Raw genomic sequence first — 13,110 nt, 5'->3', positions numbered from 1 at the left:
GGCGCGGCGCCGGAGGGCCGCCGGCAACGTCAGAGATGACCGGCATAGGAAGTTTCGCTAAATAGCGCAATACTCAACGTATCCGAAACCGATAAGGTGCATACCCTCTATGTCTGCAAATTCTCAGTCCGTCCCATTCTCTCTTCTGGATCTGGCGCCGATACCGGCCGGATCTAACGCGCAAACGGCCTTCCGCCACTCGCTGGATCTGGCGCGACAGGCGGAAAAATGGGGCTACCATCGTTACTGGCTGGCCGAGCACCACAATATGACCGGCATCGCCAGCGCCGCCACCTCGGTGCTGATAGGCTATCTCGCCGCCGGCACCCAGCATATCCGCATTGGCTCCGGCGGCGTGATGCTGCCCAATCATGCCCCGCTGGTGATTGCCGAACAGTTCGGCACGCTGGAGTCTCTCTATCCGGGCCGGATCGACCTCGGGCTGGGCCGCGCGCCCGGCACCGATCGGCAGACCATGATTGCCCTGCGGCGCCATCTTGATGCCGATATTGATGATTTCCCCCGCGACGTGCGGGAACTACAGCGCTATTTTGCCGATGTGCAACCCGGTCAGGCGGTGCAGGCCGTACCCGGTCAGGGTTTACAGGTTCCCATCTGGCTGCTGGGCTCCAGTTTGTACAGCGCGCAATTAGCCGCTTCGTTAGGATTGCCCTTTGCCTTCGCCGCCCATTTCGCGCCCGATATGCTGCTGCAAGCGCTGAAGATTTATCGCGAAACATTTAAACCCTCGGCCGCCTATCCCGAGCCTTACTCAATGGTCTGCGTCAATGTGGTTGCCGCAGACAGCGATCGCGATGCCCGCTTCCTCTTTACCTCAATGCAGCAACAATTTATCAATCTGCGCCGCGGCGTTCCCGGCCCGCTGCCCGCGCCGGTAGAGGATATGGATGCCGTCTGGTCGCCGGCGGAGCAGTTTGGCGTAGAGCAAACATTACGCTTATCCATCGTAGGCGACCGCACGAAAGTCAGGCATGGCTTACAGAGTTTGTTACGCGAAACGCAGGTGAATGAAGTGATGATTAACGGACAGATTTTTGATCATCAGGCCCGACTGCGATCCTTTGAGATCGCGATAAGCCTGCAGCAATCGTTGCAGGAAGCATAAACAGGCGGGGATGCTGGAAAGCATCCCCGCTATCGATGTTATTTCACCGTCGTCGGCAAATCATCGAACGGACGCAGTGCCTTTTTATCATAAGGATTGCCGATCCAACGTTCGGTTTGTTTGAACGCCGGGTTTACCAGACTCTTGGAGGGTTCATAAAAGTTATAGCTTAACCCCGCCAGATCAGACCAGGTATGAATCAAATGGGCGTTGCTGTATTTGCGTGCGATATAGGGCGTATAGTCGAGGCTATGGCTTGCCCGCCATTCCGGCGACATCCACACCATAAAGGGAATGGTATACATCGCTCGGGTCGGGGCGGCCTCATTACGTCCCAGGATATTATGCGGCGGCGTTTCATAAACATCTTCGCCATGGTCGGAGAAGTACAGCAAAAAGCCATTGGGTTTATGTTGCGCGAAAGTGTTAATCAGGCTGCTGACGATGTAATCATTGTACAATTGCGCATTGTCATAGTGATTGTAGACATCCACGTCTTTATCACTAACCCCGGAAGGCACGCCGGTACGGTCGTTGAACCGGTCAAAATCTTCCGGATAGCGGTATTTGTAGTTCATATGCGTTCCCAATAAATGAACGACAATGAATTTCTTCTGCGCCGGATCGGCCATCACTTCCTCAAACGGCGGCAACACCACATCATCGTACTGCCGGGCGCTCTGCGTCCGCTGGTTGTTCAGATAAAATTGCTTATCCGTTTGCTGGGAAAATACCGTTAGCATGGTATTCCGTTTGGTCATCGTTTGCTGATTGGTGATCCAGAATGTTTTATAGCCCGCCTGCTTCATCAAATTCATCAGCGAGGGTTTGGTCAGATACACCTCTGGGTTCTGCTCGTCGGCAAAAGTGAGCGCCTGTTGCAGAATTTCAATGGTGTAAGGCCGAGAGGTCACCACATCTTTAAATACCACCAGATTCGGATCGGACTGGCTTAACGCATCCAGACGAGGCGTCGTCGGACGCGGATAACCATACAGGCTCATGCGGCTGCTGGTGGTTGACTCACCGATCACCAGCACCAGCGTGCGCGGCGTATCGCCATTGGCGTCTTTGAGATTGGCCAGCGGCGGCAGCGCCGCGTTTTGCTGCAACATCGCTTCCATGCTGTTTAATTGCTGGCGGTATTCCATATAGCTGCTCATAAATTGCCAGGGCGCCGTGGTCGCCATTCTATCGGCCAGATAGCTCACGGTATCTTGCAAAGACCCTTTCTCAACAATGATATTTTTATAGGCGGGAATGCCAAAAAGCGCGGTAATAATCACCAGGATGGCGACAGCGCGACGCCCGATGGGCAAATAAACCGGCCGCACCTTTGTCCATAAGAAAAATGCCGCTACGGTATAAACCAGCAATACGCCAACCACTTTCAGGCTAAAATACTGGCTCATATACTCGCCGGCTTCCGTCGTATTCGACTCGAACATCACGAACAGTATACTTTGCGAGAATTCCTGTTTATAAATCGAATAATACCCGAGAGCCACCACGGAAGAGGCCCAAAGTACAATGCCCAGGACTGCCGTAATGATTCGGGTTTGACGCGGGAAAATAAATACCGGGACAAGCCAAAATAAACTGTAAATCAGCGCGTCTCTTAATCCATTAAACCCGCTGTGGCCGCTCAATAAAATTGATAGTTGCAATACCGCGGAAAAATACCAGAAAAACAGTAAAAGCCATCCCAACGCGCCCCAACTGAAGCGCTTTTTCATTAAAAAATCAGACATTTATTTTATTCCAAACACTTAAATTAATTAAAATTCCCACAAGCCTCGCCATATGAGCCTTTCAGAAAACATCTGTTTTTTGATCATCGATTTTTTATTAGAGAGTAACCGCGCGTTATCATTAGGCTGCCTGATAATCAATACGACGTAATATCGTTAAGCAAACCTCGATTTGAAAAAATAAGCGTTTTATCCGTGCTCTCGACAAAAAAAACGGCCCTCGAAAGGGCCGTCTTATGTCGAAAAATCTTATGCTGTTAACTGTTAACAGTCAAATAATGTCTTTTTCGATGTAATACGCTTAGGCATCCGCAGGACGACGACGCGGCGCCGCATCACGGTTGAAGCTACGTCCTCCGCGACGCTCGCCGGCAGCATTCCCGTCACGGCGTTCGCCGTTACTATAGGAACGACGCGGCGCGCTGGCAGGACGATCGCCGGCAGGGCGACCGCCACGGCGTTCGCCATTCCCGCGGTCATGCGGTTTGGCATCGCCCAGCAACTGCATGTTCATCGGTTTGTTCAGGATACGGGTGCGGGTAAAGTGAGAGAGCAAATCACCCGGCATGCCTTTCGGCAACTCGATCGTTGAGTGGGAAGCAAACAGCTTGATATTGCCGATATAGCGGCTGCTGATATCGCCTTCATTAGCGATAGCGCCAACGATATGGCGAACTTCCACGCCGTCGTCGCGTCCGACTTCAATACGATACAGTTCCATATCACCCACATCCCGGCGCTCGCGACGCTGCGGACGCTCGCCATCACGACGACGATCGCCGCGCGCATCGTCACGATCGCGGAATTCACGACGCGGACGACGATCGAAGACCGGATCCGGCGGCAGAATCAGCGGACGTTCGCCCTGCGCCATTTTCAGTAACGCCGCAGCCAGAGTTTCGATATCCAGCTCTTCTTCAGGCTGCAATTTGGACAGCAGCGCACGGTACATATCCAGATCGCTGCTTTCCAGCTGCTGTTGAACTTTGGCGGCAAACTTCGCCAGACGGCGTTGTCCCAGCAGTTCAGCATTCGGCAGTTCGACTTCAGGAATGGTCAGCTTCATGGTGCGTTCGACGTTACGCAGCAGACGACGCTCACGGTTTTCAACAAACAGTAATGCGCGACCGGCGCGACCGGCGCGACCAGTACGACCGATGCGGTGGACGTAAGACTCGGCATCCATCGGAATATCGTAGTTAACCACCAGGCTGATACGATCAACGTCCAGACCACGGGCGGCCACGTCGGTGGCGATCAGAATATCCAGACGGCCATCTTTCAGACGCTCCAGCGTTTGTTCGCGCAAAGCCTGGTTCATGTCGCCGTTTAATGCCGCGCTGTTGTAACCGCTGCGTTCCAGCGCTTCGGCCACTTCCAGCGTGGCATTTTTAGTACGGACGAAAATAATCGCCGCATCAAAATCTTCCGCTTCCAGGAAACGCACCAGCGCTTCATTTTTACGCAGGCCGTGGACAGTCCAGTAGCTCTGACTGATATCCGGGCGAGTGGTGATGCTGGACTGAATGCGCACTTCCTGCGGATCTTTCATGAAGCGACGCGTAATGCGACGAATGGCTTCCGGCATCGTCGCGGAAAACAGCGCGGTCTGATGTTCCGCCGGGATCTGCGCCATGATGTTTTCCACATCTTCAATAAAGCCCATACGCAGCATTTCATCGGCTTCATCCAGCACCAGTCCGCTCAGGTTGGACAAGTCCAACGTGCCGCGCTTCAGGTGGTCCAGCAAACGTCCCGGCGTACCGACCACGATCTGCGCGCCGCCGCGCAAAGCGCGCAGCTGGACGTCGTAACGCTGGCCGCCGTACAGAGCAACCACGTTCACGCCGTGCAAATGTTTAGCAAAATCATTACAGGCTTCGGCAACCTGTACAGCCAATTCGCGCGTTGGCGCCAGCACCAGCATCTGCGGCGCTTTTAATTCGGGTTTGAGATTGTTCAGTAATGGCAGCGCAAATGCCGCTGTTTTACCACTACCGGTCTGCGCCATCCCCAGCACATCGCGACCACTCAATAAATGAGGAATACACTCCGCCTGAATCGGCGATGGTTTTTCGTAGCCCAAATCGGTAAGGGCATTAATAATGGGGGCGGACAGCCCCAGATCAGCAAAAGAGGTTTCAAGCTCAGTAGTCATGTACACGTGCCTCATAAATGGCGGCCAGTCTACATAACTCGTCGAGAAAATTTTCAGTCATTTTCATTGAAAAGTGTGAACCGGCTCAAATTGGATTAAAAAGCGAACAAAAAAGCCCTCACCCGCTAAGGTGACAACCGTAGTTTTAAGGCGATAGTATTGTTCGTCAGCTATTGCTGGTCCGATTCTGATAGGTCGTCTTGCTCTTGGCCCAATAGCGCCAATTCCAACAATGCATAGCGGTGCTCAACAAAATTGTGAACGTTGTTGGCAACCGTCAGCTTGAACAGCGCCAAAGCGGTGTTCTTGTCCCCCAGACTTAGGTAGTGCTTACCTAAATAGAAGTCAGTTTCACTGAGATGCTCAGCGAGCGAAGTGTTATCCGTAGCCTCTTCCTGCAAACGGCTCATCAGCACTTTTTCGCTGATACCGTCCAGGTAGAATTCGACAATATTCCATCCCCACGGCCCTTTCTGCGCCCCGTCATAGCGTTTCTGCAACGCTACTTTGGCCGTCTCCGGATTGATTTCTCGCTCCGCAAGGTACAGCCACAACGAACGGAAAGGATCATTTGGATCGTCTCGATAAAACGCCAGCAGATCATCCTGCGCTAACAGGTAACGACCGCCATAGTACAAAGCGATGCCCCGGTTTAAACGCGCGTAATTGTAAGTTGGATCAAGCTCTAGTACAGAATCAAACGCTTCATAGGCAGCATCAAAATTGCCTGCCTGCGTTAAGTAAATACCCAGATAGTTAAAAACTTCCGGCATATCAGGGCGGATCGATAGCGCTTGTGAAAAATCATTTCGCGCTAATGCTCGCAACCCTAAACTATCATACAGCACTCCGCGCTCATATAATAGCTGTGCTCGCTCATCATCGGTGAGTGCCCGGCTGGCAAGAATTTGTTCCATGCGCGCCAGAATCACTTCCTGCTGTAAAGTAGGCTGTAATGGAATTGCCAACACTGCGTCTTTACGCCAATCCGTGTTGCTGCATCCTGCCAGCATAAGAGCTGTCGCAACATAACACCAGCGCAAGAAAGGCTTCATTTCCCACTCCCGAAGACAAACATTGGATGAACATCCTGTCCCGGTTTGCTCAATGTAAGGACGTCCGCTCCTTACGATCACGGCTCCTTAAAGGAGCCGTACTACTGTTTTTAACAGTTATTCTCCCTCAGAAGGCGCGACTGCCGCTTCCTGAGGTTGAGCATTTGCTTCTTTAATGCTTAAACGTACGCGGCCCTGGCGGTCGACTTCCAGTACCTTGACCGGTACTTCCTGACCCATTTGCAGGTAGTCGGTCACTTTTTCAACGCGCTTGTCGGCGATTTGAGAAATATGCACCAGACCTTCTTTACCGCCGCCGATGGCGACGAAAGCGCCAAAGTCAACGATACGCGTGACTTTACCTTGATAGATACGGCCCACTTCGATTTCAGCCGTAATCTCTTCGATACGGCGAATCGCGTGTTTGGCTTTCTCGCCGTCGGTAGAAGCAATCTTCACCGTACCGTCATCTTCGATCTCGATGGTGGTGCCGGTTTCTTCCGTCAACGCACGGATAACCGAACCGCCTTTACCGATAACGTCTTTAATCTTATCAGTACTGATCTTGATGGTGTGGATACGCGGGGCAAATTCGGAAATATCGCCGCGCGGCGTGCTGATAGCCTGCTCCATCACGCCCAGAATGTGCAGACGGGCGCCCTTGGCCTGATTCAAGGCAACCTGCATGATTTCGCGGGTGATACCTTCGATTTTAATATCCATCTGCAACGCGGTGATGCCTTCGCGGCTACCGGCTACTTTAAAGTCCATATCGCCCAGATGATCTTCATCGCCCAGAATATCGGACAGTACGACAAAGTTCTCGCCTTCTTTAACCAGGCCCATCGCGATACCCGCGACAGCGGCTTTAATCGGCACGCCGGCATCCATCAATGCCAGAGACGCGCCGCAAACGGACGCCATGGAAGAAGAACCGTTGGATTCCGTAATCTCGGAAACCACACGCACGGTGTACGGGAACTCATTGGCTTTCGGCATAACCGCCAGAACGCCGCGTTTCGCCAGACGACCATGACCGATTTCACGGCGCTTCGGCGAGCCGACCATACCGGTTTCCCCAACGGAGTACGGAGGGAAGTTATAGTGCAGCAGGAAGCGATCGGTGCGTTCGCCGGTCAGTTCGTCGATGTTCTGCGCATCACGCTCGGTACCCAGCGTGGCGGTAACCAGCGCCTGCGTTTCGCCACGGGTGAACAGCGCGGAACCATGTGTACGCGGCAATACGCCGGTGCGCACATCCAGCCCGCGGATCATGTCTTTTTCGCGACCGTCGATACGCGGCTCGCCGCGCAGCACGCGGCTACGAACCACGTTTTTCTCTACGCTGCCCAGGATGTCCTGGATTTCGCCGGCGTCCAACGTTTCATCTTCAGCTAACAGAGCGGCTTCTACATCGGATTTGATAGCATCAACCTGCGCGTAGCGTTCCTGTTTTTCCGTGATGCGGTAAGCATCGCCCAGGCGAGCTTCCGACAACGCGGCGACACGCTGCTGCAAAGACTGGTTGATTTCCGGCGCCTGCCAGTCCCACTTCGGTTTACCGGCTTCGGCGACCAGCGCATTGATGTTTTCGATAACAACCTGCTGTTGCTCATGGCCGAACACCACGGCGCCCAGCATTTGCTCTTCGCTTAACAGGTCCGCTTCGGATTCCACCATCAGCACCGCGCCTTCGGTACCGGCAACCACCAGATCCAGACGACTCTCTTTCAGTTCGTCGGTAGTCGGGTTCAGCACGTACTGATCGTTCAGGTAACCGACGCGCGCCGCGCCGATCGGGCCGCCGAACGGGATGCCGGACAGGCTCAGCGCGGCGGAAGCGCCGATCATCGCCACGATATCGGGGCTAACCTGCGGGTTCACGGACACTACGGTGGCAATGACCTGAACTTCATTCAGGAAACCATCAGGGAACAGCGGACGGATAGGACGGTCAATCAAGCGGGAAATCAGCGTTTCGCCTTCGCTTGGACGACCTTCACGGCGGAAGAAACCGCCAGGGATACGACCGGCCGCGTAGGTACGCTCCTGATAGTTAACGGTCAGCGGGAAAAAACTCTGACCGGGTTTGGCTTGTTTCGCGCCAACAACGGTAACAAACACCGCGGTGTCATCCATGCTTACCATAACAGCGGCGGTAGCCTGGCGAGCCATCATACCGGTTTCTAACGTAACAGTATGTTGACCGTATTGAAATTTACGAACGATCGGATTCAGCAAAATAATATCCTTAGCTTGGGCGCATCATACCTGTTCAAGATAAACACGCCGGTGAACGCCTGATCTTTGCATTACATCCTCACGACTAATGACAACCCTTACCCTGCTCATGCGGATAAAGCCTCTCATTAGCCGCGCGAATCTCTGCAATGAAAGATCATAATGAAAACAACAACTACATTACTCTGTTTTACGAGCGCTTCCTAGAAGAAAGGGGCCCGAAAAGGCCCCTTCCTACCGAAACCCGGAAGACTTAGCGACGCAGACCCAGACGTTCGATCAGACTGGTGTAACGTGCTACATCTTTACGCTTCAGGTAGTCCAGCAGCTTACGACGCTGAGAAACCATACGCAGCAGACCACGACGGCTGTGGTGATCTTTTTTGTGCTCGGCAAAGTGACCTTGCAGATGGTTGATCTGCGCAGTCAGCAAAGCAACCTGAACTTCGGTGGAACCGCTGTCGTTAGCGCCGCGACCGAATTCCGCAACGATTTTAGCTTTCGCTTCAACACTTAGAGACATAGTAATACTCCAAACATTATAGATAAAAAAAACAGGCGCCGATCTCTAATTCAGCCACCCAATAGTTAAGCCGCGCTATTCTACTCTTAGCCTCATCCGATAGCAAGGTAGCAACAAACGCGCTTACTCCTGAAACTCGACCACCAAACGGCGGGGAGCCACGCGCCCTTCGTCGTCGATCTCGCCCATGCCGATGAACTTATGTTCATCGCCTTCGGTAATTCGGACCATTCCGTCCAGAGGCGCGCCGGCGGCCTGAACCGCTTGCCCCAGTTTCAGGTAGCCGGCGGTAACCGACGGTAAATTCACTTCGGGAAAGCCCATCGCCGGACTCTCCATCGGCATTAACAACGGATCGAGGCTCAATGCGGGCGAACTCCCCTCAACCTGCGCCTGTTCCAGCAACGCGTTCAACTTATCCAGCGTCACCATCCTTTCCGCGGGATAGGTAGCTACCTGCAAACGGCGCAGATAAATCACATGCGCGCCGCAACCAAGCCTTTCGCCCAAATCATCAATGATGGTGCGAATATAGGTGCCCTTCGAGCAATGAATTTCCAGCTCAAGCTCATCCCCCTCATAGCGGATAAACAGCAGCTCATAAACGGTAATATCTCGCGCTTCACGCGGAACGACCTGCCCCTGACGCGCATATTCATAGAGCGGACGCCCCTGATACTTCAGCGCCGAATACATTGAGGGAACCTGTTTCGTCGCGCCACGAAAACCGTCCAGCACCGCGTCCAGATCTTTTGGCGAAAAAGTGACCGGGCGTGTTTCAATGATGTTGCCGTCGGCGTCAGAGGTATCCGTCCGCTGCCCAAGACGGGCAATAACGCGATACCGCTTATCAGAATCCAATAGATAACGGGAAAACTTGGTCGCCTCGCCCAGGCAAATCGGCAACATGCCCGTCGCCAACGGATCCAATGCTCCCGTATGACCGGCTTTATTGGCGTTGAAGATCCGTTTTACTTTCTGCAAAACATCATTAGACGACATGCCCTGCGGTTTATCTAATAGCAATACGCCGTGTACATCACGGCCGCGGCGGCGAGGACGGCTCATTAATCCTCCTGATCTTCGCCCGTCGCCGAACGACGCTCGGCATCGTGTCTGACAACGTTGGTGACCAGATTGGACATTCTCATCCCTTCGACCAATGAATTGTCGTAGGAAAACGTCAGTTCCGGCACAACGCGCAGGCGCATCGCTTTACCCAGCAACATGCGGATAAAACCCGAAGCGTCTTGCAGCGCTTTGACCGCCGTTTTTACCTGATCCGGTTCGTTGTCATTCAGAAACGTCACAAACACTTTGGCGTAAGCCAGATCGCGTGAAACCTCGACGCCGGATACGGTAGCCATGCCGATACGCGGATCTTTCACTTCTCGTTGAATAATAATGGCGATTTCTTTTTGCATTTCCTGCGCAACGCGCTGGGTGCGGCTGAATTCTTTTGCCATGTTGAATCCTCAAGTAAAAATCGGGGGGCGCAAGGCCCCCCATGAATAACTTATCGCATCGTCTGACGCCGATTTAGTCAATCGTACGTTTGATCTCAATCGTTTCAAATACTTCGATCACGTCGCCGGCACGGACATCGTTGTAGTTCTTCACGCCGATACCACATTCCATACCGCTGCGGACTTCGTTGACGTCATCTTTAAAGCGACGCAGAGACTCGAGCTCGCCTTCATAGATGACCACGTTTTCACGCAGTACGCGAATCTTGTTGTGACGCTTAACGACGCCTTCCGTCACCATACAACCGGCGATTGCGCCGAATTTCGGTGATTTGAAGACATCGCGAACTTCAGCCAGACCGATGATTTCCTGTTTGTATTCCGGCGCCAGCATGCCGCTCATGGCCTGCTTAACTTCGTCAATCAGGTCATAGATAACCGAATAGTAGCGCAGATCCAGACTTTCAGACTCAACGACGCGGCGCGCGGAAGCATCGGCACGGACGTTGAAACCAAGGATAATCGCATTCGACGCGGCTGCCAGCGTGGCATCCGTTTCGGTGATGCCGCCCACGCCGGAACCAACGATTTTCACTTTCACTTCGTCGGTAGACAGTTTTTGCAGCGCATCGGAAATCGCTTCACAAGAGCCCTGAACGTCAGACTTAAGCACGATATTCAGTTCGGAAACCTCGCCTTCGGTCATGTTGGCGAACATGTTTTCCAGCTTGGATTTCTGCTGACGAGCCAGCTTAACTTCACGGAATTTGCCCTGACGATACAGCGCCACTTCACGCGCTTTCTTCTCGTCACGGACCACGGTAGCTTCATCACCGGCCGCCGGCACGCCGGACAGACCCAGGATTTCCACCGGGATCGACGGACCCGCCGTAGTAATTTCACGACCCAGTTCGTCACGCATGGCACGAACACGACCGTATTCAAAACCACAAAGAACGATATCGCCCTTATTCAGCGTACCTTCGCGCACCAGAACGGTGGCTACCGGACCGCGACCTTTATCCAGGAAGGATTCGATCACCACGCCGCTGGCCATACCGCTACGGATTGCTTTCAATTCCAGCACTTCAGCCTGCAACAGAATGGCATCCAGCAATTCATCAATCCCTGTCCCCGCCTTGGCCGAGACGTGTACGAACTGAGATTCGCCGCCCCACTCTTCCGGCATGATGCCGTACTGGGAAAGCTCGGTTTTAACACGATCCGGATCGGCTTCCGGCTTATCAATCTTGTTCACCGCGACGACAACCGGCACATGAGCCGCTTTAGCGTGCTGGATTGCTTCGATGGTCTGCGGCATCACGCCGTCATCCGCGGCGACAACCAGCACCACGATATCCGTTGCCTGGGCGCCGCGAGCACGCATCGCGGTAAACGCGGCGTGTCCGGGCGTATCCAGGAAGGTGATCATGCCGTTGTCGGTTTCAACGTGATAGGCGCCGATATGCTGGGTAATCCCACCGGCTTCGCCTGCGGCGACTTTGGTCGAGCGGATATAGTCCAGCAACGAGGTTTTACCATGGTCGACGTGACCCATGATGGTAACGACCGGCGCGCGTGATTCGGCGGCAGCGCCGGTATCACGGTCGCTCATTACCGCTTCTTCCAGTTCGTTTTCACGACGGAGAATCACTTTATGGCCCATTTCTTCGGCCACCAGCTGCGCGGTTTCCTGGTCGATAACCTGGTTGATGGTGGCCATCGCGCCCAGTTTCATCATGACTTTGATGACCTGAGAGCCTTTCACCGCCATTTTGTTGGCCAATTCAGCCACCGTCACCGTCTCGCCAATCACCACATCGCGGTTAACGGCCTGAGCAGGCTTATTGAAGCTTTGTTGCAAAGAACTTGGTTTGCGTTTGCCTTTACCGCCGCGAGTAACGGCGCGGGCCTCTTCGCGGTCGGCTTTGGACTCAGACAGGCGGTTGCCTTTTTTCTGCTTGGTCACTTTGCTGCGGCCGCCGCGGCTGCGGCGTTCGCCTTCAACCTGACGATCGCTTTCATCTTCCGCTTCACGGGCATGATGAGAAGTGGTGACATGATAATCAGCGCTTTCTTCAGGCTTAGCGCTTTCCGCTTCCCACCGTCCGGCGTTTTCTTCCGCCATGCGACGGGCTTCTTCAGCAATACGGCGCGCCTCTTCTTCTACCTTGAGACGAGCAGTTTCTTCGGCTTTACGCTTAAGTTCCGCGGCTTCAGCTTCACGTCGGGCTTTTTCAGCCTGAGCAGGTTTGGTTACACTATCGTTTTGTTGATTAATCACTTTTTCTTTTTCCGCTACATCACGCTTAGCTTTTTCAGCGGCCTCACGTTTGGCTTGCTCTTCAGCAGCACGCTTAGCTGTCTCAGCCGCCTCGCGTTTGGCTTTTTCTTCCGCCTCGCGTTTGGCCTGCTCTTCAGCAATGCGTTGTGCCTGTTCTTCCGCTTCACGCCGTGCCTGCTCTTCCTCTTCAGCCTGTTGGGCGTCGATAGGATCGCGTTTTACATAAGTGCGTTTCTTGCGGACTTCAATCTGCACTGACTTACTCTTGCCGCCAGTGCTCGGAATATTTAACGTACTACGCGTTTTACGCTGTAGCGTCAATTTACCTGGCGCATTTCCACGATCTCGGTTCAAGTGCGCCAGTAATGTTTCTTTTTCATGCTGGGTCACAGAATCCGATGCAGACTTGGTAATGCCCGCATCAGCAAACTGCTGTATCAGGCGGTCAACCGAAGTCTGAATCTCTGTGGCCAGCGATTTTACGGTTACATCTGTCATGCTGTTCC

Annotated in this window: 10 protein-coding genes; 1 reads left to right on the top strand and 9 read right to left on the bottom strand. The window is 53.5% G+C overall.

Annotated elements, in window-relative coordinates:
- The first annotated feature begins 109 nt into the window (after positions 1 to 109).
- The gene (locus ABRZ28_RS10470; protein ID WP_330520215.1) at positions 110 to 1,126 is read left to right on the top strand and encodes a luciferase-like monooxygenase; all 1,017 of its coding nucleotides are present in this window, start codon (positions 110 to 112) and stop codon (positions 1,124 to 1,126) included.
- Positions 1,127 to 1,164: 38 nt separating this feature from the next.
- Here ABRZ28_RS10470 and ABRZ28_RS10465 read toward each other — a convergent pair whose 3' ends face one another.
- The 9 genes from ABRZ28_RS10465 to infB form a co-directional block, all read right to left on the bottom strand.
- Positions 1,165 to 2,877 (bottom strand): phosphoethanolamine transferase CptA, encoded by a 1,713-nt coding sequence (locus tag ABRZ28_RS10465; protein ID WP_319604153.1) that lies wholly within the window; start codon positions 2,875 to 2,877, stop codon positions 1,165 to 1,167.
- 301 nt (positions 2,878 to 3,178) lie between these two features.
- Entirely contained in the window at positions 3,179 to 5,035 is a 1,857-nt protein-coding gene (locus tag ABRZ28_RS10460) for a DEAD/DEAH family ATP-dependent RNA helicase (protein WP_319604152.1), read from the bottom strand.
- Positions 5,025 to 5,096 carry a protein YrbN gene (yrbN, locus tag ABRZ28_RS10455; protein ID WP_349824363.1) on the bottom strand — a complete coding sequence of 24 codons (72 nt, stop codon included), beginning with the start codon at positions 5,094 to 5,096 and terminating at the stop codon, positions 5,025 to 5,027. The genes ABRZ28_RS10460 and yrbN overlap by 11 nt, the downstream gene beginning before the upstream one ends.
- A 109-nt stretch (positions 5,097 to 5,205) precedes the next feature.
- The gene (gene nlpI / locus ABRZ28_RS10450; RefSeq protein ID WP_319604151.1) at positions 5,206 to 6,090 is read right to left on the bottom strand and encodes a lipoprotein NlpI; all 885 of its coding nucleotides are present in this window, start codon (positions 6,088 to 6,090) and stop codon (positions 5,206 to 5,208) included.
- 117 nt (positions 6,091 to 6,207) lie between these two features.
- Positions 6,208 to 8,331 (bottom strand): polyribonucleotide nucleotidyltransferase, encoded by a 2,124-nt coding sequence (gene pnp / locus ABRZ28_RS10445; RefSeq protein WP_319604150.1) that lies wholly within the window; start codon positions 8,329 to 8,331, stop codon positions 6,208 to 6,210.
- 253 nt (positions 8,332 to 8,584) lie between these two features.
- On the bottom strand, positions 8,585 to 8,854 hold the full coding sequence (rpsO, locus tag ABRZ28_RS10440) for a 30S ribosomal protein S15 (RefSeq protein ID WP_048636268.1): 270 nt from the start codon (positions 8,852 to 8,854) through the stop codon (positions 8,585 to 8,587).
- A 123-nt stretch (positions 8,855 to 8,977) separates the two neighbouring features.
- Positions 8,978 to 9,922 carry a tRNA pseudouridine(55) synthase TruB gene (gene truB / locus ABRZ28_RS10435; RefSeq protein WP_330520214.1) on the bottom strand — a complete coding sequence of 315 codons (945 nt, stop codon included), beginning with the start codon at positions 9,920 to 9,922 and terminating at the stop codon, positions 8,978 to 8,980.
- Entirely contained in the window at positions 9,922 to 10,320 is a 399-nt protein-coding gene (rbfA, locus tag ABRZ28_RS10430) for a 30S ribosome-binding factor RbfA (RefSeq protein ID WP_319604148.1), read from the bottom strand. Before rbfA ends, truB begins: the two co-directional genes overlap by 1 nt.
- A 73-nt stretch (positions 10,321 to 10,393) precedes the next feature.
- Positions 10,394 to 13,102, bottom strand: a complete 2,709-nt coding sequence (gene infB, locus ABRZ28_RS10425; RefSeq protein ID WP_319604147.1) for a translation initiation factor IF-2 — start codon at positions 13,100 to 13,102, stop codon at positions 10,394 to 10,396.
- Positions 13,103 to 13,110 lie beyond the last annotated feature (8 nt).

Source organism: Brenneria sp. g21c3 (genome assembly GCF_040240345.1).
In the GTDB taxonomy this organism is placed as follows: domain Bacteria; phylum Pseudomonadota; class Gammaproteobacteria; order Enterobacterales; family Enterobacteriaceae; genus Brenneria.
This window is presented reverse-complemented; position numbering and strand designations above follow the sequence as displayed.

Bases quoted from the DNA above. Each gene is read 5' to 3' on its own strand.
- ABRZ28_RS10470 (WP_330520215.1), top strand. From the start codon at position 110: ATGTCTGCAAATTCTCAGTCCGTCCCATTCTCTCTTCTGGATCTGGCG.
- ABRZ28_RS10465 (WP_319604153.1), bottom strand. From the start codon at position 2,877: ATGTCTGATTTTTTAATGAAAAAGCGCTTCAGTTGGGGCGCGTTGGGA.
- ABRZ28_RS10460 (WP_319604152.1), bottom strand. From the start codon at position 5,035: ATGACTACTGAGCTTGAAACCTCTTTTGCTGATCTGGGGCTGTCCGCC.
- nlpI (WP_319604151.1), bottom strand. From the start codon at position 6,090: ATGAAGCCTTTCTTGCGCTGGTGTTATGTTGCGACAGCTCTTATGCTG.
- rpsO (WP_048636268.1), bottom strand. From the start codon at position 8,854: ATGTCTCTAAGTGTTGAAGCGAAAGCTAAAATCGTTGCGGAATTCGGT.
- truB (WP_330520214.1), bottom strand. From the start codon at position 9,922: ATGAGCCGTCCTCGCCGCCGCGGCCGTGATGTACACGGCGTATTGCTA.
- rbfA (WP_319604148.1), bottom strand. From the start codon at position 10,320: ATGGCAAAAGAATTCAGCCGCACCCAGCGCGTTGCGCAGGAAATGCAA.
- infB (WP_319604147.1), bottom strand. From the start codon at position 13,102: ATGACAGATGTAACCGTAAAATCGCTGGCCACAGAGATTCAGACTTCG.